Source organism: Microbulbifer marinus (genome assembly GCF_900107725.1).
Taxonomy (GTDB): Bacteria; Pseudomonadota; Gammaproteobacteria; order Pseudomonadales; family Cellvibrionaceae; genus Microbulbifer; species Microbulbifer marinus.
Genome location: NZ_FNQO01000001.1, coordinates 126,816 through 151,739, shown reverse-complemented (window position 1 = coordinate 151,739; position 24,924 = coordinate 126,816). Strand labels below are relative to the sequence as shown.

General features: G+C 59.9%; 20 protein-coding genes. 4 read left to right on the top strand and 16 right to left on the bottom strand.

From position 1 onward, the window contains the following. Positions 1-18: 18 nt before the first annotated feature. Positions 19-975, bottom strand: coding sequence for a bile acid:sodium symporter family protein (locus BLW36_RS00720; protein WP_244506076.1), 957 nt, complete (start codon positions 973-975; stop codon positions 19-21). Further along, positions 975-2,315, bottom strand: coding sequence for a flavin-containing monooxygenase (locus BLW36_RS00715; protein ID WP_091383947.1), 1,341 nt, complete (start codon positions 2,313-2,315; stop codon positions 975-977). The genes BLW36_RS00720 and BLW36_RS00715 overlap by 1 nt, the downstream gene beginning before the upstream one ends. A gap of 178 nt (positions 2,316-2,493) precedes the next feature. On the opposite strand from BLW36_RS00715, the gene BLW36_RS00710 reads away from it, so the two are divergent. Beyond that, on the top strand, positions 2,494-3,426 hold the full coding sequence (locus BLW36_RS00710; protein ID WP_244506075.1) for an AraC family transcriptional regulator: 933 nt from the start codon (positions 2,494-2,496) through the stop codon (positions 3,424-3,426). Positions 3,427-3,525: 99 nt separating this feature from the next. Here BLW36_RS00710 and BLW36_RS00705 read toward each other — a convergent pair whose 3' ends face one another. Continuing rightward, a complete protein-coding gene (locus BLW36_RS00705; RefSeq protein ID WP_091383942.1) occupies positions 3,526-4,008 on the bottom strand; it encodes a hypothetical protein in 483 nt (160 codons plus the stop codon). A gap of 208 nt (positions 4,009-4,216) precedes the next feature. Between BLW36_RS00705 and BLW36_RS00700 the strand changes: the two genes are divergently transcribed. From BLW36_RS00700 to BLW36_RS00690, 3 genes are all read left to right on the top strand, one after another. Further along, positions 4,217-4,798, top strand: coding sequence for a lipid-binding SYLF domain-containing protein (locus BLW36_RS00700; protein WP_091386821.1), 582 nt, complete (start codon positions 4,217-4,219; stop codon positions 4,796-4,798). Between the two features lie 399 nt (positions 4,799-5,197). Further along, positions 5,198-6,319: a M14 family metallopeptidase gene (locus BLW36_RS00695; protein WP_091383939.1), complete on the top strand. Its 1,122-nt coding sequence runs from the start codon at positions 5,198-5,200 to the stop codon at positions 6,317-6,319. A gap of 157 nt (positions 6,320-6,476) precedes the next feature. Continuing rightward, a complete protein-coding gene (locus BLW36_RS00690; RefSeq protein WP_091383937.1) occupies positions 6,477-8,252 on the top strand; it encodes a M28 family metallopeptidase in 1,776 nt (591 codons plus the stop codon). A 75-nt stretch (positions 8,253-8,327) separates the two neighbouring features. Here the strand turns inward: BLW36_RS00690 and BLW36_RS00685 are convergent, their stop codons facing one another. The 13 genes from BLW36_RS00685 to smc all read right to left on the bottom strand — a co-directional run bounded on the left by BLW36_RS00685 (position 8,328) and on the right by smc (position 24,879). Next, complete coding sequence (locus BLW36_RS00685) at positions 8,328-8,687, bottom strand: DUF1428 domain-containing protein (protein ID WP_091383935.1); 360 nt, start codon at positions 8,685-8,687, stop codon at positions 8,328-8,330. Between the two features lie 39 nt (positions 8,688-8,726). Then, the gene (locus tag BLW36_RS00680) at positions 8,727-9,131 is read right to left on the bottom strand and encodes a YciI family protein (RefSeq protein ID WP_091383933.1); all 405 of its coding nucleotides are present in this window, start codon (positions 9,129-9,131) and stop codon (positions 8,727-8,729) included. 293 nt (positions 9,132-9,424) lie between these two features. Beyond that, positions 9,425-11,062: an AMP-binding protein gene (locus tag BLW36_RS00675; protein WP_091383931.1), complete on the bottom strand. Its 1,638-nt coding sequence runs from the start codon at positions 11,060-11,062 to the stop codon at positions 9,425-9,427. 166 nt (positions 11,063-11,228) lie between these two features. Further along, positions 11,229-11,549 carry an SCP2 sterol-binding domain-containing protein gene (locus BLW36_RS17665; protein WP_170833078.1) on the bottom strand — a complete coding sequence of 107 codons (321 nt, stop codon included), beginning with the start codon at positions 11,547-11,549 and terminating at the stop codon, positions 11,229-11,231. Positions 11,550-11,654: 105 nt separating this feature from the next. Further along, a complete protein-coding gene (locus BLW36_RS00665) occupies positions 11,655-13,448 on the bottom strand; it encodes an acyl-CoA dehydrogenase C-terminal domain-containing protein (RefSeq protein ID WP_091383927.1) in 1,794 nt (597 codons plus the stop codon). A 181-nt stretch (positions 13,449-13,629) separates the two neighbouring features. Further along, complete coding sequence (locus BLW36_RS00660) at positions 13,630-14,700, bottom strand: AraC family transcriptional regulator (RefSeq protein ID WP_091383925.1); 1,071 nt, start codon at positions 14,698-14,700, stop codon at positions 13,630-13,632. Then, positions 14,701-14,904 carry a hypothetical protein gene (locus BLW36_RS00655; RefSeq protein WP_091383923.1) on the bottom strand — a complete coding sequence of 68 codons (204 nt, stop codon included), beginning with the start codon at positions 14,902-14,904 and terminating at the stop codon, positions 14,701-14,703. It abuts the gene before it with no gap. Between the two features lie 307 nt (positions 14,905-15,211). Beyond that, entirely contained in the window at positions 15,212-16,600 is a 1,389-nt protein-coding gene (locus BLW36_RS00650; RefSeq protein WP_091383921.1) for a class II fumarate hydratase, read from the bottom strand. Between the two features lie 70 nt (positions 16,601-16,670). Next, positions 16,671-17,114 (bottom strand): DUF4399 domain-containing protein, encoded by a 444-nt coding sequence (locus tag BLW36_RS00645; RefSeq protein ID WP_244506074.1) that lies wholly within the window; start codon positions 17,112-17,114, stop codon positions 16,671-16,673. A gap of 281 nt (positions 17,115-17,395) precedes the next feature. Beyond that, positions 17,396-17,830: a hypothetical protein gene (locus BLW36_RS00640; protein WP_091383919.1), complete on the bottom strand. Its 435-nt coding sequence runs from the start codon at positions 17,828-17,830 to the stop codon at positions 17,396-17,398. A 239-nt stretch (positions 17,831-18,069) separates the two neighbouring features. Then, entirely contained in the window at positions 18,070-20,109 is a 2,040-nt protein-coding gene (gene ligA / locus BLW36_RS00635) for an NAD-dependent DNA ligase LigA (protein ID WP_091383917.1), read from the bottom strand. A 142-nt stretch (positions 20,110-20,251) separates the two neighbouring features. Next, positions 20,252-21,352 (bottom strand): cell division protein ZipA, encoded by a 1,101-nt coding sequence (gene zipA / locus BLW36_RS00630; protein WP_091383915.1) that lies wholly within the window; start codon positions 21,350-21,352, stop codon positions 20,252-20,254. A 23-nt stretch (positions 21,353-21,375) separates the two neighbouring features. After that, on the bottom strand, positions 21,376-24,879 hold the full coding sequence (gene smc, locus BLW36_RS00625) for a chromosome segregation protein SMC (RefSeq protein WP_091383914.1): 3,504 nt from the start codon (positions 24,877-24,879) through the stop codon (positions 21,376-21,378). Between the last annotated feature and the right edge of the window lie 45 nt (positions 24,880-24,924).

The following is a 24,924-nucleotide window of genomic DNA, read 5'->3' as shown; positions in this document are numbered from 1 at the left end:
ATTCTTATCTTTGTTTGTTCACGCTTGCGGGCTCTGTTGCAGCTCGCGCCGCAGCCCCCATTTTCGATTGTGGAAGTTCCAGATACCCGCCAGGCTCAGGCCGGACACCAGGTGCCAGACGCCCCAGAAACCGGCCACTACCAACATTTCGCCGGCCGACGGGTAAAAGGTAAAGAGAATCGCCAGCGCCAAGCCGGAATTTTGAATTCCGACTTCCATGGTCACCGCACGGCGGTCCGCGAGCGGCAGCCCCATCAGGCGGCCGCTGATGTTGCCAATCAGAAACGCCAGTGCATTGTGCGCGACCACCAGTAGCAGTACGGAACCGGCGATCTGCACCGCCGTTTGCCAATGCTTGGAGAAAGAGACCACCACAAACAGCAGGAAAACCAGCAGCGAGGCGCTGCGGAAGTAGCGCTCACTGCGCTCGGCGAACTGCGGAAAGCGACCGCCGACTGTCATGCCGGCGAGCATCGGCAGCGCCAACACCAGCACCACCAGCAGGATCATGTTGTCCGCCGGCAGGGCTATGTCCTGCAGCATCTGCCGCGTGTGGGGATTCAGCCCGCCGTAGAGCGCAAAGTTGAGTGGCGTCATCACCACTGCGGCGAGGCTGGACACTGCGGTCATACTGACCGAAGTGGCCACACTGCCGCGGCCGATCCAGGTCATCACGTTGGAGAAGGTACCGCCAGGACAACAGGATACGAGGATCATCCCCAGAGCCAGTCCCGGCTCGATGGCGAGCCACCATGTCACCAGACAGGTGAGTGCCGGCAGCAACAGAAACTGGGCCATCAGGCCGGTGGCCGGCGCCAGCGGCCGACGCAGCACTGCGGCAAAGTCTGCCGGGCGCAGCCCCAGGGAGACACCGAACATCATGAATGCCAGCACCGCATTCAATGCCAGCAGCGCAGTCGGCGACATCTGGAAATTGCTCGCCACCGTCTCAGACACTGACAGGGTGTTATCCACTAGGCCGCTCCCGCGCTGCTGATTAATTGAGCAGTATCCCGCGACGCCAGATCTCTCCGCAAGTCTGCGGCGTGACTGCGCAGTGCCTTCAGGTAGGTGTCCTTGTGCACGTAGTAGGCCATCCGCTCCAGCTCGAGATATTTCATGCCGCCATCGGCGCGCTGGGACGCGCGCTCATGCTTGGTGGCCTTGAAACGCTGCGCGGAGTCGGCACCGGACGCCAGCTGGCGGATATACAGGGCCACCAGCTCAGCCTGCTCGTTGCGTCCCTCCCAGCCGAGGCCCGCAGCCTCCACCATTCCCATCAGGAACAGGTTGTCAGAATCCGGGTGGAAGACATTGAGATACAGGCGCGGCGCGTAACCACTCCAGTTCAACTCCGCGGAATCGATAAACGGATAGTGCAGCTTGTAGCCGGTCGCAAGCAGGATCATGTCGTAATCGCCGCTGCGGCCATCCTTGAAGGTCACGGTGCTGCCGTCGATGGCCGCTATGTCGCCCTGCGGCTGAATATCGCCGTGACCGATATGGTGCAGGATCAGCGAATTGATCACCGGGTGGGACTCGAACATCTTGTAGTCCGGCTCCGGCAGACCATACTGGCTCGGGCGGCCGAGCATAAAGCGGCTCAGGGCGGCACTGATACGCTGCTGGATAAAACGCGGCAATTTGACCTTACCGCCCACCGCATCGGTGGGCTTGCCGCCGATAAACTTGGGCAGAAAGTAGTAGCCGCGGCGCAGGCTGATATCCACGCTCTTCGCCCGGTGCACGGCATCCACGGCGATGTCCGCACCGCTGTTACCGCAACCCACCAGCAGCACCCGCTTGCCTTCGAAGATGGCCGGATCGCGGTAGTCACAGGAATGCATGATTTCGCCGGCGAACTCCCCCGGCAATTGCGGCAGGTTCGGGTGATGCAAGGTGCCGTTGGCGATCAGCAGTCCGCCGAAGGTGCGGGTCTGCTCGTCACCATTGCAACGGGTGGTAATGCGCCAGTCGTCGCCGTCGCGCTCACAATGCACCACCTCGGTATTGAATTCGTAACGCTCGTACAGGCCGAACTCGCGTGCGTAAGCACGGAAATACTCGCGCAGCTCGCTGTGGTGCGGGAACTGGGCCACGCCCTCATCCATCGGGAACTCGGCGAATTCGGTCATTTTCTTCGACGAAATCAGGTGGGCCGTTTCATACATGGTGCTGGTGGGGCTGTCGATATCCCAGAGACCTCCCACATCGCTGTGTATCTCGAAGCCGACACAGGGTATGCCGTACTTGACCAGGTTGCGTACTGTGCAGAGGCCCATGGGCCCAGCGCCGATCACCGCATAGGGTTTCATTGTTATTCTCCCGCTGGCTTGCTCGCCAAAACTCGTTGCGTTGACGGCAATATACCGTGACAAGGTACGGGCAGATCGTCATAATCGGGCAATCAGTGGTTAATTTCGGACAGCAGTAGTGAAACCGGCGGATTGTAGAAGCGTCACCCTCAGCTATACACGAGCAATTACGGCAGCCTTGAACAGCCTCGAACTGCCAATCCCAGAAAATGCCAGGAGCATCCTGTCCGGGATAGACGAAAACCAACGGGTGCCGATGGGCGTACAGGAGCAGCTGTGGCTGGCACTGGCCGATGCCTATCCGGACCCGCTGCTGGGCGTAAAACTCGGCCGCGCCATGCACAGCAGCCAGATGGGCCTGGTCGGCTACCTGCTGATGACCCAGAAAACCCTGGGCGCGGCGATAGAGCAGCTGCTGATCTACCATCCATTGGTGGGCGAAGGCGGCCAGTTTGAATTGCGCCGCGGCGCCCACCACGCCGACCTCTGTTACCAGCCCAACTATCTGCGCTGCGCTCAGCTACGCGTGGAGACGGTGCTGTCCGCCTGTCTCGCGCAGACTCGCAGCATGACCGGATACCCGTTCCGCGCCCAGAGCGTCCAGCTGGCCTACCCGGCGCCGTCACTGGCCCTGCAACAGCAGTATCAACAGCTGCTGCAGACCCCGGTGCAGTTCAATGCGCCGGTATCCGCTATCCGTTTCCGCTCCCAGGATCTGGAGATTCCCCTGGTGGCGGCCGACCAGCAGGTGATGGCCCGGCTTAAGCCGGAGGCTGATGCCCTGCTGCGCGCACTGACCAACAAGAGCCTGCAACTACAGGTGAGCCACCTGTTACAGCAGGAACCGCAGTTAACCCGCGAGCAGGTAGCCAGCCAGCTGTGTATCAGCCCGCGCCATTTGGGGCGCAAACTGCAGGAGGAGAACGCGAGTTTTCGTGCCATTCAGGACGAGGTGCGCAGTCATTACGCGCGCCAGTGGCTGCTTCAGGACGACAGGAATAACGCGGAGATAGCGGCGGCGCTCGGCTACTGCGACGAGAGCGCGTTCGGCAAGGCGTTCAGGCGCTGGACCGGGATTTCTCCCAAGGCCTATCGCAAACAGCCGGCGTGATCACCCGGCGCGGATGAGGGGCGCAAGGACAAACGGGAGGGCTTGGTTATCGAGCCCGGAAGCCGCACCCGCGGCTTCCAGACCGAATACTGCTGAGTCTTAGCGAGCAGCAGTGCGCTCGGCTGTCGCGGCGCGCAGAGCGGCCAGGTCTTCCAGCCAGACAATGTCCTGCACTGCTACCTGACGCTCAGTAATGTTAGACAGGGCCGCACCCAGCTGCTGCAGATCGTCGCCTTCGCCCGCAACGCTGTCGATCGGCATCTGCAGCCATTCCTGGCCCTGCTGGTCAATCACCTTCTTCGCCTCGTCAGTGTCCACGCTGCTCACGTGGCGGTCGATTGCAGAGGAGCCGCCCGCCGGCAGGTAGATGGTGCCGGTGGTGAAATCTACCGCAAAGGCTACCACGCCCGGCAGAATACCGAACAACAATGCCGCGCCATCGAGGATGACAACTACCGGGTCAACCCGGCCGCCGGCCTGGCCCTTGCGTTCCGGGTAGAGGAAATAGCCGCAAGCGGTCAGGTTCATCATCATTACCAGCAGGCAGCTGGCGGCGACACCGCGTTTAACGCTTTTTTTCATGACTTGTCTCTTTTATAAGGCTTGAATCTATGGGGCACCCCCACCACAAGGCCGCCTAGCTTACCCAATCCACACCCACACTGGAAGCCGCGCCCCATGCCACCACTGTGGTACAGGTCGCAAAGTCGGCAACGACTGCTCGAGTCACCGCGCCCCCTCTGATTTAATGGATGATGACATCACTGCCATTTTCGACGGGGGAATCTCCATGCTGCGCACCGCCCTACGCCTACCCATCATCTGCAGCTTGCTGCTTTCAGCACTTATCACCGCTGGCTGTGCCGCACCCGGCCAAACCCGCCACGACCAGCGTCAGCACATCGACCAGACAGAGCGTCAGGTGCTCAGCCAGCTGTATCAGCTGAAACCAGACCTGCGCAATGACCTGGCCAAGGCTCCCGGCTACGCCGTATTCAGTAACGTCAACGTCAACCTGCTGCTCGCCAGCGCCTCCACGGGTTATGGCGTCGCGGTCAACAACCGCTCCCGCGAGCGCACCTATATGAAGATGGGCGAGCTGGGTGTGGGCCTGGGATTCGGGGTTAAAGATTTCCGCGCCCTCTTCCTGTTCGATTCACCGGAAGTGATGCAGCGTTTTGTCGACCACGGCTGGTCGTTCGGCGGCCATGCAGACGCCGCGGTCAAGGCGCAGGACAAGGGCGCAGCTATCGGCGGTGAGGTTGTCGCCGATGGGATGCGGGTTTACCAACTGACCGAGAGCGGCATCGCCCTGCAGGCAACCCTCAAGGGGACCAAGTTCTGGAAAGACCCAAGTCTGAACCTGGACTGAGCAAATCGATCAAAAGTTGACCAATAGCACGCCAATCTACGCGCAATACCAACATGACTGCCACGCGAGTGCCTAAACTTTGATCAGCACCGGTTGCGGGTTGTAAGGGAGAAGTACGCAATTTCTGACAGTGTGGATGATGCACTTGTGATCAGACCGGGCAGTGAGCAGTCGCCAGAGGTCCGACACCGGAAATTCCAGGGAGCAGTAGTCGCAACAGGTGCCGCCAAGGAACGGCAAAAGCACGGTATCGGAAACGGTACCGTGCTTTTTTATTACTGTTAACAGGCTCTAATAAAAGCCTCCAGCCACAAAAGTCGCGCCAGCAATCTCCGACTAGACTGCAAAATCTTTCTGTCCCCTGTATCCTGCGCGCGACAAACTGACTGGAGCCTTTGCATGTATATCACCAGCGCTTTTGACAGCGGCAATATCGAAATAATCAACGCCGACAGCAGCCCGGTGGAACTGGCGATCCGCCAGGACAATAACTCCGACTTTTACCAGTGGTTCCACTTCCGCTTGGAGGGCGAAGTGGGTGAAAGCTACCCGATGCGTATCGTGAACGCCGGCAAGGCAGCCTACCCGGAAGGCTGGGAGAACTATCGCGTCTGCGCCTCTTACGACCGCCAGAACTGGTTCCGCATCGGCGCCGACTACGATGGCAAGACGCTCGACTTCACCGTGGAACTGGACCAGCCCAGCATTTATCTCGCCTACTTTGCCCCCTTCTCCTGGGATCGCCATCTGGACCTGCTGGCCTGGGCCCAGGGTAACGACCGCGTGCAACTGCAATCGCTCGGCAAGACGCTGGACGGTCGCGACATGACAATGCTGACCGTGGGCGATGCCGAAGCCGCAAAACACAAGGTGTGGATGATTGCGCGTCAGCACCCGGGGGAAACCATGGCGGAATGGTTTGTCGAGGGTTTTCTGGAAACGCTGCTGGACGATGCCAACCCCGCGGCGCAGAGCCTGCTGGCCGACACCGTCTTCTACATAGTGCCGAACATGAATCCGGATGGCAGCGTGCGTGGCCACCTGCGCACCAACGCCGCCGGCGCCAACCTGAACCGCGAATGGCTGAACCCGAGCATGGAACGCAGCCCGGAGGTCTATCTGGTGCGGGAAAAAATGCTGGAGTTGGGCGGTGATATCTTTCTCGACATCCACGGTGACGAGGCCCTGCCCTACAACTTTGTCGCCGCCTGTGAAGGGATTCCCGGTTATGACGAGCGCCACGCCAAGCTCGAAGACACCTTCAAGCGCGCCTTCGAAGCCATCAGCCCGGACTTCCAGACCGAGCGCGGCTATGACCTGGATAAGCCCGGCGAGGCCAATATGACCGTCGGCACCAATTGGTGCGGCCACCAGTTCCGCACCCTGGCGCTGACACTGGAGATGCCGTTCAAGGACAACGACATGCTGCCGGATCCGATCGAGGGCTGGTCCCCGGCGCGCTGCCAGCAGCTGGCTCGGGATATCCTGTTCCCGATTCGCGAGACACTGAAAATCCTGTAAGCCTATCTGCCGCAGGAGTCGCCCGAGGGCGGCTTCTGTGCGCCCCGCCAAAATTAATTTCCTGCGCAAGGCCGGATATTCAGCACAGAATATCTCGGTTCTCGGCGCGCTTTTTGTTACCTTATTTCGTTCAGAATAAGACTCACAGGAAAAATCTATGCGAATTCCTACCCTCTGGCGCCGCCTGGGACTGGCCGTCGCGATTGGCGGCGCCCTGACCGCCTGCGGCAAAGACACCTCCGCCCCGGAGCAACAGACCGCGGACACCAGTTCTGCACAGAGCGAGCAACAGGCACCGAGTCCGGATGCCGCCGCAAAGCCTCAGCTCAGTGAAGCGGAGCAGGCGCAGGTCGAAGCCATGGCCGCAGATCTGCACAAGCACATCGAAGTGCTGGCTTCCGACAAGTTCGAAGGCCGCGCGCCCGCCAGCAAAGGTGAAGAGCTGACCGTCAACTACCTGGCCGATCAATTCAAGGCCGTGGGCCTGGAACCGGGTACCGTCGATGCCGACGGCAAGCCGAGCTGGTTCCAGCAGGTACCTGTCGTGGAAATGCAAATCGAATCCACCCCGTTGGAGATCAAGGGCGACAACTTCGACAAGAAACTGCAGCCGCTCGACGACATGGTGGCGTTTACCCAGCGCCAGACCGACTCTTCAGCGCTGGAAAACAGCGAACTCGTATTCGTCGGTTACGGTATCGTCGCACCGGAAAACGACTGGAACGATTATGCCGGCCTGGATATGACCGGCAAAACCGCCGTGATTCTGGTCAACGACCCCGGTTATGCCACCCAGGACAAGGCGCTGTTCAACGGCAACGCCATGACCTATTACGGCCGCTGGAGCTACAAATTTGAAGAGGCGGCGCGCCAGGGGGCCGACGGCGCCATCATCATTCACGAGACCGGCGCCGCCGGCTATCCGTGGGAAGTGGTCAGCGGCAGCTGGTCCGGCGCCCAGATCAGTCTGGCCGCAGAAGACAAGAATGCTGATCGCGTCGCAGTGGAAGCCTGGATGACCGGCGAAGCCGCCGAGGAAGTCTTCAAGGCCGCCGGCCTGGATCTGGCCGAGGAAATGGAAGCGGCCAAGACCCGCGGTTTCAAACCGAAATCTCTGGGGCTGAACGCCAGCGTGGAGCTGAAGAACCAGGTGCGCACTTCCAACTCCCGCAACGTGGTCGCCAAGCTCGCCGGCACGAGCCATCCTGACGAGGCCATCATCTACACTGCGCACTGGGATCACCTGGGCGTCAACGAAAACGCCGAAGGCGAAGACCATATCTTCAACGGCGCTGTCGATAATGCGACCGGTACCGCCGGCCTGCTGGCCATGGCTAAGCAAGTAGCCGAAATGTCGGAACGCCCGGACCGCTCACTGGTATTTGTCGCAGTGACTGCAGAAGAGTCCGGCCTGCTCGGTTCCAAGTATTATGCCGAGAATCCGGTAGTACCGCTGGAGAAGACCGTGGCCGGCATTAACTTCGATGCTATGGGCGTGCTCGGCCCGATGCGCGACGTCATCGTCGTCGGCTACGGCAACAGCGAGCTGGAAAAAATGCTGGAAAAGGCCGCCGAGGAACAGGGCCGCTACCTGGCACCGGAAGATCACCCGGAGCGCGGCTACTTCTACCGCTCGGATCACTTCAGCCTGGCGAAGAAAGGCGTACCGATGCTCTACTTCGATTCCGGCACGGACAGTTTCGAACACGGCCGCGAGTGGGCGCAGCAGAAAAGTGAAGATTACACCGCACACGCCTACCACAAACCGGACGACGAATACGATCCGGAGTGGAACCTGAAGGGCGCGGCGATGGATCTGCAACTGGGCCTGCAACTGGGCCTGCAGCTGGCCAACAGCCGCGATTGGCCCAACTGGTATGAAGGCAACGAGTTTCGCGCAATTCGCGACGCCAGCGCCGATACCAGAAAATAATTAGCAGTTGGCAAAAAGGGGCGGCCTGCGGCCGCCCCTGTTCCAAGTCTTAAGCTTTTTCGAACGCACCAGCCGCTACATCTTCAGTAGCATTTCGAAGCCGCCCCAGAACAGGCGCTTGCCGTCGAAAGGCAGGTTTTCCGGTTTCAAGTCGGCCAGGCGCGGATCCTTCATCACCTTCTCATTGATGCTGTCACGCTGTTCGCGCGATTCGTAAATAATCCAGGAAAAAACCACCGTTTCACCTTCCTGCAGTTTGACAGCCTGGGGAAAGGAAGTGACCTCCCCGGACTGCACATCCTCAGCAATGCACTCTACATACTCCAGGGCACCGTATTCCTTCCATACCTCACCGGCGATCTGCGCCAACTTCCGGTAAGCATCCAGATTCTTCTTCGGCACTGGCAGCACAAAACCGTCTACATAACGCGCCATCGGTAGACTCCTTGATCGAGATCTCTGTCATTAAAAGGATTAAGATTGCATCGCCTTGAATTCGGCCGCGGCCTCCTGCACATCCTCGGGGAAATCCTCAAATTCCTGCACCTGGCGCAGTTCGATGATTTCGTTTTCGGACGCGGGGCAGCGCTTGGCCCATTCGATCGCCTCGTCCTTGGAGGCAACCTGAATCATCCAGAATCCGCCCAGCACTTCATTGGTCTCCACAAAGGGGCCATCGGTGACCGTCGCCTCACCTCTCTGGAAAGACACCCGCGCGCCCATCGACAGCGGGTGCAATCCCTCCAGGCTGAGCAACACTCCTGCCTCCTGCAGTTCGGCGTTGTAGCGCATCATCGCCTCGACCGCAGCGGCATCCGGCGTGGAACCCGGCTCCGCCTTTTCATAGCCCTTGGGAATCATCAACATCATAAAACGCATATCAACTCTCCTAAACGATGGCCAACCTTTACTCAGTATGTTTTGACCGCACTCGGCTGTCATACACATTAGTCGAGTGGAGCGATATGGTTTCGACATCCCGAGGGAAATTTTTGCGGAGTTTATATGGCGCTGAATCTTCCATTCAGCTGGGGCTGTAGCGAGGAGTGCGGCTGCCGTGAGCCGTTCCGACGCGAACGTGACGGGAAACAGAGGGCTGATCAGGCCGATTCAGACCAATAAAAAAGCCCCGCTGTCTCCAGCGGGGCTTTCATTACGATCGCGTCTGAGAATCAGGCGCTGACCGCTTCGTCGATCTTCTTCATCTCCTCGTCACGCAACTCGCGACGCAGGATCTTGCCAACGTTCGTCTTCGGCAGGTCTTCGCGGAATTCCACCTGCTTCGGCACCTTGTAAGCCGTCATATTTTCTCGGCAGTAGGCGATAACTTCGTCGATGGTCAGCGAGTCATCGGCCTTCACCACGAACAGCTTCACCTGCTCGCCACTCTTCTCATCGGGAATGCCAATGGCGGCCGCTTCGGCAACCTTATCGTGGGCACTGATCACGTCTTCGATTTCATTCGGATAGACGTTGAAACCGGATACGATGATCATGTCTTTCTTGCGATCGACGATCTTGATATAGCCGTCATCCTGAATGACTGCCATATCGCCGGTGCGCAGCCAGCCCTCGCTGTCCAGAGTTTCGGCGGTGGCTTCCGGGCGCTCCCAGTAGCCTTTCATCACCTGCGGACCGCGCACGCACAGCTCGCCCGGAGAATTGTTCGGCAGGTCGTTACCGTTTTCATCGATAACTTTCACTTCGGTATTCGGCACCGGCACACCGACGGTACCCAGCTGCACGGCATCCGCCGGATTGAAAGAGACTACCGGAGAGGTTTCCGTCATCCCGTAACCCTCGGTTACCACACAACCAGTAACCTCCTCCCAGCGCTTGGCGGTATCGCGGGTCAGGGCCATGCCACCGGAAGCCGTCGTATGCAGTTTGCTGAAGTCCAGCTCGGCAAATTCGGGATTACGCATCAGCCCGTTGAACAAGGTATTCAGACCACAGAAACCGGTAAAGCGCACACCTTTCAGTGTTTTCACGAAGGCCGGAATATCGCGCGGGTTCGGGATCAGCAGCGAATGGCTGCCGGTGGCAAAGAGGCACATACAGTGAATAGTGAAGGCATAAATGTGGTACAGCGGCAGCGGCGCCACATACAGCTCTTCGCCCTCTTTCATCGAATCGCCCAGCGCCTCGCGCACCTGCTCCATATTGGCGACCAGATTGCGGTTGGTGAGCATGGCGCCCTTAGCAACACCGGTAGTACCACCGGTGTACTGCAACACGGCGACATCCTCCGGCGCACGCTGCACGTCAGTCTGCGGCTGCTTCGCCCCGAGAGACATGGCCTCGCGAAAATCCACTTGGCTGGCGAAGGAGAAGTCCGGCACCATCTTCTTGATGTACTTGGCCACGCTGTTGATCAGCACACGCTTGAGCGGGCTGTGCAGGTCGGCGATCTCGGTGACGATCACTTTCTCGACGCCGGTTTCCGCCACCACGGCGGAGGCGGTATCGGCAATATTGGCCAGTACGACCAGCGCCTTGGCGCCGGAATCATTCAATTGGTGTTTGAGTTCGCGCCGGGTATACAGCGGGTTGGTATTGACGAGCACCAGGCCTGCGCGCAGCGCGCCAAACACGACCACCGGGTACTGCAGCACATTGGGCAATTGTACGGCGATACGGTCGCCCGGCTGCAGACCGGCGTGATTCTGCAGGTAGGATGCAAACTGGGCACTGAGCCTATCGATATCGGCAATGGAAAGCGTCTGCCCCAGGCAGGTAAAGGCCGGCCTATCACCGAACTTGGCGCAGGCGTTTGTGAATACGTCGAGTATGCTGCGGTCGATGTCCAACTGTCTTCTCCCAATCCTAATTGTTGTTGTGGTTTGCCCATACCATTCGTTCTTATAGACGAAATCTCCCAACAGCAGGGGGGAGTGGGCATTTAATTATTGTTTGTAATGTTGTTACGGGGCGGAAGGGATGAATACCCGGACTCATCCTCGTTCTCTTGCCCCGTCAGCTTTCGGCGGGAAACAGGTCTGCCAGTGCGGCAGCCAGTTCCCGATCACCGGAATAAAGAAGATCTCCCAATAGAAATGCGTGGCGCGCACTTAAACGGCCGTCCAATATAGCACTCAGTGTGCTGTTTGCCATTTCCAGTATCAGTGCTGGGCTTTCCGCATGTCCAAACTGTGACACGACTTCACCGCGCTCGGATTCCCGCGCCAAATCGACGTAAAAGTCACTGGCATCCGGTAGCCGGAACTGTACCCGAGCGAGTGGGTGCGAACAAGCTAGGCGCCGAAGGCGATCGAGTATTTGAGCCGGCAACTGCATGGGGGCCTCTCCATAAAAACCGCTGGCGGCACTCCGGTAAAATCTCCGGTGCTCCGCCATAAAAAAACCGCCGGTGCTACCGGCGGTTTCTGATCGGGCCTGGTATCAGAACGCGAAGTGCTCCGCATCCAGATCCATCAGGTTGGCCGCTCCGCTCAGCATCGCAGTCGCGTGACTAGCGGTACGCGGCAGGATGCGATCGAAGTAGAAGCGCGCGGTAGCCAGTTTGGCGCGGTAGAAGTCCGCTTCACCGGTACCCTCGGCCAGCTTGTCGTTAGCGATTTTCGCGGCGCGCGCCCACAGGTAGGCCTGCACGGCATAGCCGGAGAACATCAGGTAATCGACGGAAGCCGCACCGACTTCATCCGGGTTTTCCATCGCCTTGCCACCGACATGCAGAGTCAGGTCGCCCCACTGTTTGTTCAGCTCTTGCAGCTTGGTGACAAACGGAGCCAGCGCCTCGTTGTCGATCTCCGCCTGGCAGAACTTGTGCACTACCTTGGTGAAGCGGCGCAGCAGTTCACCCTGGCTCATCAGTACCTTGCGGCCCAACAGATCCAGCGCCTGAACACCGGTGGTGCCCTCGTAGATGGTGGAGATACGCGCGTCGCGCACGTTCTGCTCCATGCCCCACTCGGCGATGTAGCCGTGGCCACCGAAACACTGCAGACCGAGGTTGGCGGATTCCAGACCGGTTTCAGTCAGGAACGCCTTGGCGATCGGCGTCAGGAACGCCAGCAGCTCGTCGGCTTCCTTCTTGTCTTCGTCACTACCCTTCTGCAGGCGGTCTACCTGCTGTGCACACAGCAGAATCAGCATACGGCCACCCTCGGCAAACGCCTTCTGGGTCAGCAGCATGCGGCGCACGTCCGGATGCACAATGATCGGATCGGCGGGGCCATCCGGATTTTTCGGACCGGACAGGGAACGCATCTGCAGGCGATCCTTGGCGTAGGCGAGGGACTTCTGGAAGCCCGCTTCCGCATGGGCCAGGCCCTGCAGTGCCGTGCCCAGGCGCGCGGTGTTCATAAAGGTGAACATGCAGTTCAGGCCTTTGTTCGGCGGACCGATCAGGAAGCCCTTGGCACCGTCGAAGTTAAGGACTGCGGTGGCGTTGCCGTGGATACCCATCTTGTGCTCGAGAGAGCCGCACACGACACCGTTGCGCTCGCCCAGGGAGCCATCGGCGTTGGGCAGGAACTTGGGTACGATAAACAGGGAGATGCCCTTGGTGCCGGCAGGGGCATCGGGCAGGCGCGCGAGCACGATATGCACGATATTCTCGGCCATGTCGTGCTCACCCGCGGAGATAAAGATCTTGGTACCGGTGATGGCATAGGAACCGTCGTCGTTCGGCTCAGCCTTGGTGCGCAGGATACCGAGGTCGGTACCGCAGTGCGGTTCGGTCAGGCACATGGTGCCGGTCCAGCTACCCTCTACCAGCTTGGTCAGATAGGTGTCTTTCTGTTCGTCGGTACCGTGCGCCTCCAGCGTATTCATCGCGCCGTGAGACAGACCCGGGTACATGCCCCAGGACCAGTTGGCGGTACCCACCATTTCACTCATTACGGTACCCAGCGAAGGCGGCAGACCCTGGCCACCGTGGGCCGGATCATGGGCCAGTGACGGCCAGCCGGCTTCTACGAACTGCTGGTAGGCTTCCTTGAACCCTTCTGGAGTGGTGACTTCACCGTCTTTCCAGGTACAGCCCTGCTGGTCGCCAACCTGATTCAGCGGCGCGAGCACGTTCTCACAGAACTTGGCGCCCTCTTCCAGGATGGCGTCTACCAGATCCGGAGTGGCCTCTTCGTAGCCCAGGGACTCGTAGTGCTTGTCCCAATCCAGCAATTCGCGCATGGCGAAACGCATGTCGCGCAATGGAATCTTGATATCGGTCATCCTGCTACCCTCAATTCGCTGTAGTTTACCGACTCGCCTCGAAAAACCGGCCAGTCAGATTCGTGACTAGTTTCTAGGATTGGTTCATCATAGTAGCAAGGCGGCGGCCCCCTCTATGGCGAAATCCGTCCAAAGCGGTGACAAATAGGGGCAGTGAGAGAGGGAGAAATGGCGATTCCGGTCAGTCCGCCAGTCCCGCGGCCAGTCTACCGCTCTTGCGATATTCGCCGGGAGTGATACCTGTCCATTTCTTGAAAGCGCGGAAAAAGGCACTGGACTCGTCAAAACCGAGCATCTCGGCAATCTGCCCATTGGACAGGTCCGGGCAGCTGAGGTAGTGAAATGCGGCCTCCATGCGACACTCGTCCTTCAGCTTCTGGTAGGAGGTGCCCTCCTGCTGCAGGCGCCGGCGCAGCGTGGTCACCGACATATTCAGTCGTTCCGCTACCACTTCTGCCGCGGGCATGGACTCGCTGACATCCCGATTCAGGATCGTCTTCACCTTGGTCTTGATACTGTTGGCACTGCCATCACTGATGACCAGGTGGTACGGAGCGGTGCGAATGAAATCCTCCACCGTCTGCGGATTCTGCACCACCGGATAATCCAGGTAGCGGCTGTCGTATTCGAGTGCATTGACGGGCTGGTCGAACAGCAGCTCGCCGGCTTCACTCTGTGCCAGCGTGCGGAATTCTTCCGGACACGGGAAAGAGAAATGCAGCCGCGCCAGCGGAATTTCGCGACCCACCAGCCAGCAGTAGAAGCGGTGCCAGACCGCCAGAGTCGTGCGGATCACGCCGGGGCTGGTGTCGGCGATCAGTTGCTCGAACTCGCCTTCCGCCAGCGAGCTGATACCGCGGATGGCCACTCGCTCGCGACCGCCCGGCGCCGGCTCGAATACCGGTTTCACCTTGAAGCCGCGGCAAATCTCCATGAATTCGGCGCTGAGGGTGATGGCCTGACGTACCGTCGCACAGTTGACTACGGTCAGGCACAGCAGGCGGAAAGAGCCCGAGCGCACGCGCCCACCACTCAGCATTCCGAACCACTCATCCTGCACCTGCCACATGACCCGTTGGTACAGACGGCCATACTTCAGCGCCGAGAATGCCGCGGCGCCCTCCAGTTCCCGCTCGTCGATCCCCACCGATGCCAATAACTCGCTGCGATCACAGCCGTGGCGTATCGCCTCGTCCAGTAACCGCTCGAGGTAAGCGATGGGTATGCGGATATCCTCTTCCGGTACTGACATCTATTTTTTGCGCCTGCGCAACCAGCTCAACAGTGCCCCGAAACCCAGAGCTGCGGCAATAATCACTGCGAGAAATATCAGCAGCAGCACCAAATAGGAGGCAACATCTTTTACTGGCAGATCCCAACTCCATATCGCCGCAGCGATGAAGGCGAGGCAGGCGAGCACACTGGTAACAAAGGAGCGGCGACTCTTTTTAGCCATGGGGATCTACAACGTTGATTAAAACAGTGGACGATTGGTTGCCACCAGACAGCGGCGTTACCATTGTAATGTCGGTGCCGTGCACCGACGCGGCGTGGAATCGTGAGGGATAGGCGCAGCCGTGTCAACGCCGCGGGAGGTTCGCATGAGCAAAAGAATGCTGCAACGCGAAGATCGTAACACCATCAGGCATCTGTTTACGTGGATTGAGTGCCTGGCGACCCTTATGGTCGCGATATTGCTGGGGCTTGCCCTGTTCGCCTGATACCGCTGCGCGCTTTCTTACCGGCCTCCAGCGCAACAGTATCTATTCACCAACCAGACCGCCTTTCGCCAGCCGCGCCGGATCGAGCAGTTTGCGCAATTCCTCTTCGCTGAGATCCGTCATTTCGATCGCCACATCCATCACCGGCCGCCCTGCCTTATAGGCGGCTTTGGCAATTTCTGCCGCTTTCGCATAGCCGATCACGGGGTTAAGCGCCGTCACCAGAATCGGGTTGCGCGCCAACACCTGCTCGATGCGCTCGCGATTTACGGCAAAATCGGCAACCGCCTTGTCGGCCAGTAGCCGCGCAGCACTGCCGAGCAAGTGAACACTGTCCAGCAAGGCGTGCGCAACGAGCGGCAACATGACATTCAGCTGGAAGTTACCACTTTGCCCGGCCAACGCGATGGTGGCATCGTTACCAATCACGCGGGCGGCTACCATGGCCACCGCCTCTCCGATCACCGGATTGACCTTGCCCGGCATAATACTGCTACCCGGCTGGAGTGCCCGCAGCTCTATTTCCGCAAGACCCGCGAGCGGCCCGCTGTTCATCCAGCGCAGATCGTTGGCAATTTTCATCAGCGCCACAGCCAACACCCGGAGCTGGCCGGACAACTCGACCGCCGTGTCCTGGCTGGCGATGGCGGCGAACAGATTATCCGCCGGGCGGAATTGCTGGGTACTGTTGGCGCTCAGTTTCTGCGCGAACAATTCGGCAAAATCCGGATGCGCATTGAGCCCGGTACCGATAGCGGTGCCCCCTTGGGCCAACTGCGCCAAGCGTGGCAGCGTCCCGCGAATGCGCTCGCGACAGGACTCCACCTGTGCCGCCCAGGCACTGATCTCCTGTGCCAGCGTCATCGGCACGGCATCCATCAAATGGGTGCGCCCGGTCTTGACCACATCCTCCACCGTCGCCGCCTTGTCGCACAGCTGCCCGTGGAGGTGCCGCAGGGCCGGCAACAAGTGATCCCGTACGCGCAGCAGCGCCGAAACATGAATCGCACTGGGAACCACATCATTGCTGCTCTGGCTCATATTGACGTGATCGTTGGGACTCACCTGGAGGCCACTATCACGCTCGGCAATATGCGCGAGCACCTCGTTCACATTCATATTGGAACTGGTGCCCGAGCCGGTCTGATAGATATCCAGAGGGAACTGAGTGGCGAACTCTTCTTCGCCGAGGGAATCGGAGGCGGCGATGATCGCCGCTGCCAGTTTCTCGTCGAGCAGCCCCAGTTCCTTATTGGCCTGGGCTGCAGACTTCTTGATCAACACGATTGCCCGAATAAACTCCGTCGGCAGCTGGCTGCCACTGACCGGAAAATTTTCCAGCGCGCGCTGGGTCTGGGCGCCGTACAGGGCATCTGCCGGCACCTGCACTTCGCCCAGGCTGTCCTTTTCAGTGCGGTATTCTTGGGTCATAGCTCACCCGGTGCACAATCTGCACCGCTCGGTAGGTTTCCGATCGCTACATAAAACCTCTGCTCAACCGCTATTCCACTACTACGGTAATTTTCTTCGACATTACCGGATTCTTGAATGGAATATGCAGGTGATTACCCATCACCAACTGCAGTGTGTGCTTGCCGGGCGGCAGGGTAAGTTCGGTTTCCGTCTGCCCTCCACCGAAGTGGACAATATTTTCCGTGGCCGGAAGCGGCTTGGTCATATCCGGCATTTCATCGACGTCGATCAGCAGGTGGTGGTGGCCGGTTTTTTCCTTGTCAACGCCGGCCGGCGCCACGCCCATGCCCGAAAGGCCGAATTTCACCGTAAAGGTCTGGGGAACCGTCTCGCCATCCTTCGGTGAGATGATGTAAACCTTGGCATCCGCTGGCGCTTCCGAGATCAGGTTGGCCTGGGTGCCTTCGCCCGCGTGCAACAGCGGCGACAGCATCAGGGCACTGGCAAAAATCATGGATCTGTAAGCGGTCATGGGAACTCCTTTCATGTATGGGCGCCCGCCGGGCACCCTTGCTCGAAGGTTGCGACTCACAGCTTATCGCCGCCGTCACGCCACGCCAAGTCAAAAATCACTACTTATTGGAATTACGTCCACCAATGAGCAGGTTTTACTGAAATAATATTCTCTAGATTAGCGATTGATGCGCGAGACGGGATCACAGTCGCGCTGCAGCGCGAAGTCGAAAACTGCGACCGATTTAAGCATAGCCAAGATCGGAGAGAGGCACCGGAGAAAGGCGCCGGAGAAAGACGTCAGACGCTGACGCGACCTTCCTGGGTCCACTCGCAACGCACCTGCATATCGCCACTGCCCGGCTCGTGATAGAGGCCGGCGGCCTCCCAGGTAAAGGAGTGAATACCGGAAAGCTCCGTCTCGAGGTGTACCGTCGCCGAAACCCAATACATGCTGCGCAGCAGTTCCTCGAATTTCTGTATCCAGTGATTCCACTCATACTCCACGGCCCGGTAAGAGGCGCCGAAGTGGATGACATCGGTCTGGTACTGGGACTGCTTCACCTTGATGGTGGGGATGGAAAACATATCACGGCACAGGAAGGGCCATTCGTCGGCGCTCGGCAACGCGAGAATCGCCGTGCGATTGACGCGCCTGCGATCGGCACCGCCGGCCAGACTGTTGGTGTCTTTGATACAGCCGTAGACAATGGATTCCTGATCGCCCTGAAGCACTTGCTCTCTTCCTTACCGCTGCGCCACTGGATAAAAAATGCGCGGCGCAAAAAACCTGGGAGCTTCACTTTAACGGCGAAGGGAAGAGAAAGCTATAACCCAGATCGCAAATCAAAGCGCGACATTTTTTTGATCAAACTATGATCGAATTGCCGGCCGACACTTACGCAATATTTGAACAGCATCGGGGTAGCCCTGCGGGCTGCCCCGATGAAGATCCAACGCGATAATCAAGTCAATCAGATCTCAAAGCCGCGCTCGCGTAACATTGTCAGCAGCTCGTCTTCGTCCATTACAGGAATATCCAGCTCCCGGGCTTTGTTCAGCTTGGAACCGGCACCGGGGCCGGCGACCACACTGTCGGTATTGGCGGAGACACTGCCGGCAACCTTGGCACCGAGGCGCTGCAGGTAATCCTTGGCCTCGCTGCGGGAAAGAGTCTCCAGTTTGCCGGTCAATACCCAGGTCTGTCCGGACAAAGGCTGTTCTTCACCGCCCTGCTCTTCCGGTTCCCAGTGCACACCAGACTGGCGCAACGCTTCGATCTCCTCCTGCGCGTGAGGCTGCTGAAAAAACTCGGCGACGAAGTGCGCCACTACCGGGCCCACATCTTCCACCTCCTGCAACGACTCCTCGTCTGCCTGCATCAGTGGTTCCAGGTCGCCGTAATACCGTGCCAGGTTGCGCGCGGTGGCCTCCCCCACTTCGCGGATGCCCAGCGCGTAGAGAAATTTCGGCAGCGTGGTTTCCTTGCTGTGCTCCAGTGCGTCGAGCAGATTCTGGGCGGATTTCTGCCCCATTCGCTCCAGCTCGACCAGTTCCTCCAGCTTCAGGTGATAGAGTCCGGATACCGAGTGCAACAGCCCCTCATCCACCAGCTGTTCCACCAGCTTGTCACCGAGACCGTCGATATCCATCGCCTTGCGCGAGGCAAAATGCTTGATTGCCTGCTTGCGCTGGGCCTTACAGATCAGACCGCCACTGCAACGCGCCACCGCCTCACCGGGCGTCGACTCCACCGGCGAAGCACACACCGGACAGTGGGTCGGGAATTCGATGGCGCGCGCATTTTTCGGGCGCTTGCTTTCGACGACGGATACCACCTGCGGAATTACATCTCCAGCGCGCCGAATCACGACCGTATCGCCGATCTTTACGCCCAATCGCTCAATTTCATCGCGATTGTGCAGGGTCGCATTGGACACCGTCACACCACCGACGAATACCGGTTTCAGCCGCGCCACCGGGGTCACAGCGCCTGTGCGCCCCACCTGGAACTCCACATCCAGCAGCTCCGTCATTTCCTCCTGCGCGGGGAACTTATATGCCATCGCCCAGCGCGGTGCGCGCGCGACAAACCCGAGGCGTCGCTGCAACCCGATATCGTTGACTTTAAACACAATGCCATCGATATCGTACGGAAGCTGCTCGCGCTTCTCACCGAGTTTCTGGTGATAATCGATACAGGCCTGAATGTTTTCAGCCACGGCCATTTCGCTGTTAATGCGAAAGCCCCACTGATTCAGTTGCTGCAGAATTTCCGTGTGCTTGCCGGGTAGTGTGGCACCCTCTACCAGGCCCACGCCATAGGCGCATAACTGCAGCGGTCGCTTGGCGGTGATACGCGAATCCAACTGGCGCAGACTGCCGGCGGCGGCATTGCGTGGATTGACGAAAGTTTTCTCGCCCGCCTCCGCCGCCTTTTTGTTCAGCTCGGCGAATCCCTCCTTGGGCATGTAGATCTCACCGCGAACCTCCAGTACCTCGGGCACGCCGTTGTCCAGCAACCGCAGTGGTACCGAGCCGATGGTGCGCACATTCTGCGTGATGTCCTCGCCGGTGGTGCCGTCGCCACGGGTGGCCGCGCGCTCCAGCACGCCATCGCGATACAGCAGGCTGATGGCGATGCCGTCCAGCTTTGGCTCGCAGGCGTATTCCACCGCCTCCTTGCTATTCAGGCGATCGCGCACACGGCGGTCGAACTCGAGCAATTCCTCATCGTCGAAAGCATTGTCGAGGGAAAGCATCGGCACTTCGTGACGCACTTCCGCAAAGGACGACAAGGGCTCGGCGCCGACACGCTGGGTGGGCGAATCCGCGGTAACCAGTTCCGGAAACTCCTGCTCCAGTTCCTGCAGTTCTCGCAGGCGACGATCGTATTCGGCGTCGGGCAGCTCCGGATTGTCGAGCACGTAATATTGATAATTGGCGCGCTGCAGGATTTCGTGTAGTTCCTGCGCGCGCTCGCATTTTTCGCTGGGAATTTTCTTATTGGTCATCGATTGTTCGCAAACAACACGGATTCAGAATGGAAAGCAGGGATTCTACACGGAAGAGCGGCCGTTGACCGCGATCGAGTCAGCCAATGGCAAACGGCGATCGCGGCCAACGGCCGCTCTTACGATGATATTTTGTCTGAAATCAGGCCTGGGCCCGCGCCAGGGCCTTGCGACGCTGATATTCCATCACGCGCTGGCGGTAGTGCTCGGCGGTCTGGGCGGTAAAAACACTGCGGTTTTCATCTTTCAGCTCACCACCCAGCAGCTCGGCAATCTGGCGCGATGTGGCGAGCAGCTGCTCAAATGCCTTGATCGCCTCACCCTCGATCGGCAATGCCAGGAAAAGGCTCACGCCTGGGGTTGTGAATTCTTCCATCTGTGCCAGATCGAAGACTCCGGGCACCACCATATTGGCAAGACTGAACACCACGGGGCCATCAGCAGCGCCGCCCTGGTGATAGTGGAAAATATTCATTTCCCCAAAACGCATACCTGCGGCAACCATCACCCGCAGTAGATCATTACCCTCAAAGTAATCCCCTTCCGGAGCCATCACATTGATGATGAGCACCTCCTCTACTGGGGATTTTTCGCGCGGCCCACTCTGTCCCTGTTCGCTCTGTTTGTTCACCGGGGCTTTCTTCTCCTTGCGCGGAGCTTCTGCTCTAGGCGCTCGGGTGGATTCCTGGACCGGCGCAACTGTCTCGGCTACCGGTTCCTCGTTGTCGGCTACATCAGCACTGAGGGCTTCGAGGCTTTCTGACTCATTTAGTTCCGGCTCGCGGCGCTGTGCGTCGACGGAAACGGAATCCATCAGCGTGGGGACCTGCTCTTCGAGGTTGAGTGATACCTGCTCCGGCTCATCACGCTGCGGATTGCTGCCGGCGAGCGGTTTGCGCGAAGACATAAAGCTCTCCTGTACCTGCCGATTTACCTGCAGGGCCTCTTCCAGCGCGCGCCTTTGCACCACGCGCACCTGCCCCGGCAGCTCCCGCGCGATCTGTCGGCGCTTCGCCTCTTCCTCCGGATCGAGGTACTGATCGTCCTCGTCGCTTTCTTTCGGCGTTACCCGGCGCGGCACAGACAGGATATCCCTATCGTCGTCGCGATCCCCCTGCATCGCACGAGACAAGTTACGCGAGACTTTCATCGCCGCGCGCTGCTTGACAATTGCGCGGCGCACGCCGTCCAGTATTGCCAGCAGCAACACCAGCGCAAGGATTGTAATCAGCCAGTTGCCCATTGCAGCGTCTCTCCCTTACGCCTTTATGCGGATGCCAGCTCGGCCGCCTCTTCCACGTTCACGGATACCAGGCGTGAGACACCCGGCTCGTGCATGGTCACACCCAGCAGTTGATTCGCCATCTCCATCGCGATCTTGTTGTGGGTAATATAGATGAACTGCACGTGCTCGGACATTTCCTTCACCATGCGTGCATAGCGGCCAACGTTGGCATCGTCCAGCGGTGCGTCCACCTCGTCCAGCATACAGAACGGCGCCGGGTTCAGGCGGAATATCGAGAATACGAGTGCGATCGCAGTGAGCGCCTTTTCACCACCGGAGAGAAGGTGAATGGTGCTGTTACGCTTGCCCGGCGGGCGCGCCATAATGGCGATACCGGTATCCAGCAGATCTTCGCCGGTCAGTTCCAGGTAGGCGTGACCACCACCGAAGACTTTCGGGAACAGCTCCTGCAGGCCGGTATTGACCTGGTCGAACGTCTCCTTGAAGCGGGTACGGGTCTCGCGATCGATTTTCTTGATGGCGTTTTCCAGGGTTTCCAGCGCATCCATCAGGTCGCCGTACTGGCGATCCAGATAGTGCTTGCGCTCGGATTCCTGCTTGTACTCGTCGATGGCCGCGAGGTTGATCGGGCCCAGGCGCGAGATGCGCGCAGCCACCAGTTCCAGCTCCTGCTGGACCTGAGAAATGGTCAGGTCACCGGGCAGCTCCTCGAGCAGCTGATCCACATCGTGGTCAGACTCACGCAGCTGTTCTACCAGGCCATTGCGCTGAACCTCCAGCGTCTGTGCGGCCAGGCGCTCCTGTTCCAGCTGTGCGCGCACGCCCTGCAGCGCGGACTCCACCTTGTGGCGTTCCTGCTCCTGCTCGCGCAGGCCGCTTTCCACCTCTTCCAGTTTCTTGCGCGCCTCGGACAGTTCGGTCTCAACCTCGATGCGTTCGGCCAGCTTCTCTTCCAGCTCCGCCTGAAAATCCTGCGACGGGTCCTGGGTCTCGGCCATCTGCTCCTGCAGCAGTTCGCGACGGCTGCGCAGACGCTCAAGCTGCTCGCGCATCACCTGCAGGGTGCGCTCCAGGGAGATCATCTGGGTGCGCACCGACTGCTCGCGCATGGCCAGCTCGTGGGCGCGGTCCTTGTCTTCGCGGGCGCGCTGGCGCGCCGCATCCAGGGCCTCGCGCAATTCGTCGCGGCGGGCCAGCAGGGTTTCGCGGCGATCGGTGTCGTCGCTCATGGCCTCGACCGCTTCCTGCAGCAACAGGCGCGCTTCCGACAGGGATTCACCCTCCAGTTCCAACTGCTCGCGCACCTCGGTAATTTCCTGCTCGACGCGGGTGCGGCGCTCGTTCATCTGCTCGGCGCGGGCGCGGCGGGCGGACAGCTGGCTGCGCAGCTCCGCTTCGCGGCGGCTCAGCTGTTCGGCTTCACCGCGGGACTGCTCGATGCCGCTCTCCAGGTCGGACACCTGGCGGCGCAGCTCTTCGCGCTGCTCGCTGAGGGTTTCGATCTGTTCTTCGCAGCCGGCAATCGCCTGCTCCAGCTCTTCCAGCTCCTGCTTGCGCGCCAGTACGCCGGACTCTGCATCGGAGGCGCGGCTGACCCGCAGCCAGTTGGGGCCGAGCCACAGCCCGTCTCTGGTGACGATGGATTCATGCGCCTGCAGCTGGGCGCGCTGTGAAAGCGCCGCAGTCAGGTCTTCGGCGGTATAGATACCGGCGAGAATACCGGCCATGGACTGTGGCCCCTCGACCACTTCGGCCAGCTGCGGCAGGCTGCCGGCAGATGGGGCGGCAACACCGGCGCCGTCGATAAAGATCGCCTGACCGCTCTCCAAGCTGGCGAGACTCTCGCCCAGGCTCTCCAGCTGATCGACACAGACCGCCTGCAGCTGCGCGCCGAGGACGGTCTCCACCGCTTTTTCCCAGCCGGACTGAGCGGAAATCTGATCGGCCAGACGCGGCTTATCGGCCAGCGCCTGCTGCTGCAGCCAGTTCTCCACCGCCTTGCCCTGCCCCAGCGCCGCCTGTTGCAGCGCCTCCAGCGAGGCCTGGCGGCCGCGGCTGGTCTGCAGCTGCAGGCGCAGCTGATCCAGCTCGGTGGCGGTATCGCGCTCGCGACTGCGCAGCTCGGCCAAGGATTCGTTCTTCTCTGCCACAGACTCGCGGCGCTCGCCGGCCTGCAGCTCCAGTTCTGCCAGCTGCTCGCTTAGCTGTTCGGTTTCGCCGTCATCGCCGCCGTCACTGAGGCCGGCCTGTTCCGCCTGCAGCTTGTTGATGCGTTCCTGCAGGCGCTGGCGGGAGGTTTCCAGGTGCTGGATGCGGGACTGCTGCACTTCCGCCTTCTGGCGCGAGCCGGAGGCCCCCTGGTTGAACTGATCCCACTCATTCTGCCAGTCGCGCATCTGGTCTTCGGCGGCGAGCAGGGCCTGTGCGGACTCCTCCTCCGCGGCCTGCACCATTTCCAGGTCCGGCAGGATCACCTCCAGCTCGGCTTCGAACTGGGCGGCCTTCTCCTGATCCACCTCGAGATTGGTCTCCGCCTCGCGGAATTCCTGCTCCGTCTGCGCCAGGTCTGACTGCAGGCGGGTGTTGCGCTCGCGGGCGTGGGCGATGCTCTGCTCCAGGCGCGCGATGTCCGCACCCACGGCGTAGAAGCGGCCCTGCACTTCGTTGAAGCTGTCGGAAAGCTCGTGGTAGCCCACGCGCTTCTGTTCGATATCGGTGTCGCAGCTGACCTGACGGGTCACCAGCTCCTCGACGGTGAGCTCCAGCTCGCCGATCTGGCGCTGTTTGCCCTGGGCCTGATCGTTCAGGTCGCGGTACTTGAGCGCCTGCAGGTGGGCCTTATGGCTGCGTTCTTCCTCTTTGAAACGGCTGTACTTTTCCGCCGCGGCGGACTGCCGCTCGAGGCGCGCCAGCTGGCGGTCCAGCTCGTCGCGAATATCGGTCAGGCGCTCGAGGTTCTCCTTGGTGCGGCGCATACGGTTTTCGGTGTCGCGGCGGCGCTCCTTGTACTTGGAGATACCGGCGGCCTCTTCGATGTATACGCGCAGATCTTCCGGCTTGGCTTCGATCAGCTTGGAGATCATGCCCTGTTCGATGATCGCGTAACTGCGCGGCCCCAGACCGGTCCCCAGGAACAGGTCGGTCACGTCGCGGCGGCGGCACTTGTCGCCGTTCAGGTAATAGTTGTTCTGGCCGTCGCGGGTCACCTTTCGCTTCACCGAGATTTCGGCGAAGGCAGCATAGGCACCCTGCAGTTTGCCCTCTGAGTTGTCGAATACCAGTTCAATGGAGGCCTGGCCCACCGGCTTGCGGCCGCTGGAGCCATTGAAGATCACATCGGTCATGGAGTCGCCGCGCAGGTTCTTGGCGGACGATTCACCCATTACCCAGCGCACCGCATCGATGGTATTGGACTTGCCACAACCATTGGGGCCTACCACGGCGCTGAGGTTGGAAGGGAAGTAGACAGTAGTCGGGTCAACGAAAGATTTGAAACCCGCAAGCTTGATGCACTTCAGACGCATGTATTTGTTAACTCGGTATTTGTTCTAGGCAGCGGCTCACCAAAC

Coding starts and splice junctions, on each gene's coding strand:
- BLW36_RS00715 (WP_091383947.1), bottom strand. CDS start 2,315: ATGAAACCCTATGCGGTGATCGGCGCTGGGCCCATGGGCCTCTGCACA.
- BLW36_RS00680 (WP_091383933.1), bottom strand. CDS start 9,131: ATGCGTTTTATGATGTTGATGATTCCCAAGGGCTATGAAAAGGCGGAG.
- BLW36_RS00690 (WP_091383937.1), top strand. CDS start 6,477: ATGCGAATTCCTACCCTCTGGCGCCGCCTGGGACTGGCCGTCGCGATT.
- BLW36_RS00695 (WP_091383939.1), top strand. CDS start 5,198: ATGTATATCACCAGCGCTTTTGACAGCGGCAATATCGAAATAATCAAC.
- ligA (WP_091383917.1), bottom strand. CDS start 20,109: ATGACCAATAAGAAAATTCCCAGCGAAAAATGCGAGCGCGCGCAGGAA.
- BLW36_RS00645 (WP_244506074.1), bottom strand. CDS start 17,114: ATGACCGCTTACAGATCCATGATTTTTGCCAGTGCCCTGATGCTGTCG.
- zipA (WP_091383915.1), bottom strand. CDS start 21,352: ATGGGCAACTGGCTGATTACAATCCTTGCGCTGGTGTTGCTGCTGGCA.
- BLW36_RS00665 (WP_091383927.1), bottom strand. CDS start 13,448: ATGACCGATATCAAGATTCCATTGCGCGACATGCGTTTCGCCATGCGC.
- smc (WP_091383914.1), bottom strand. CDS start 24,879: ATGCGTCTGAAGTGCATCAAGCTTGCGGGTTTCAAATCTTTCGTTGAC.
- BLW36_RS00650 (WP_091383921.1), bottom strand. CDS start 16,600: ATGACCCAAGAATACCGCACTGAAAAGGACAGCCTGGGCGAAGTGCAG.
- BLW36_RS17665 (WP_170833078.1), bottom strand. CDS start 11,549: ATGCAGTTGCCGGCTCAAATACTCGATCGCCTTCGGCGCCTAGCTTGT.
- BLW36_RS00705 (WP_091383942.1), bottom strand. CDS start 4,008: ATGAAAAAAAGCGTTAAACGCGGTGTCGCCGCCAGCTGCCTGCTGGTA.
- BLW36_RS00700 (WP_091386821.1), top strand. CDS start 4,217: ATGCTGCGCACCGCCCTACGCCTACCCATCATCTGCAGCTTGCTGCTT.
- BLW36_RS00685 (WP_091383935.1), bottom strand. CDS start 8,687: ATGGCGCGTTATGTAGACGGTTTTGTGCTGCCAGTGCCGAAGAAGAAT.
- BLW36_RS00660 (WP_091383925.1), bottom strand. CDS start 14,700: ATGTCAGTACCGGAAGAGGATATCCGCATACCCATCGCTTACCTCGAG.
- BLW36_RS00655 (WP_091383923.1), bottom strand. CDS start 14,904: ATGGCTAAAAAGAGTCGCCGCTCCTTTGTTACCAGTGTGCTCGCCTGC.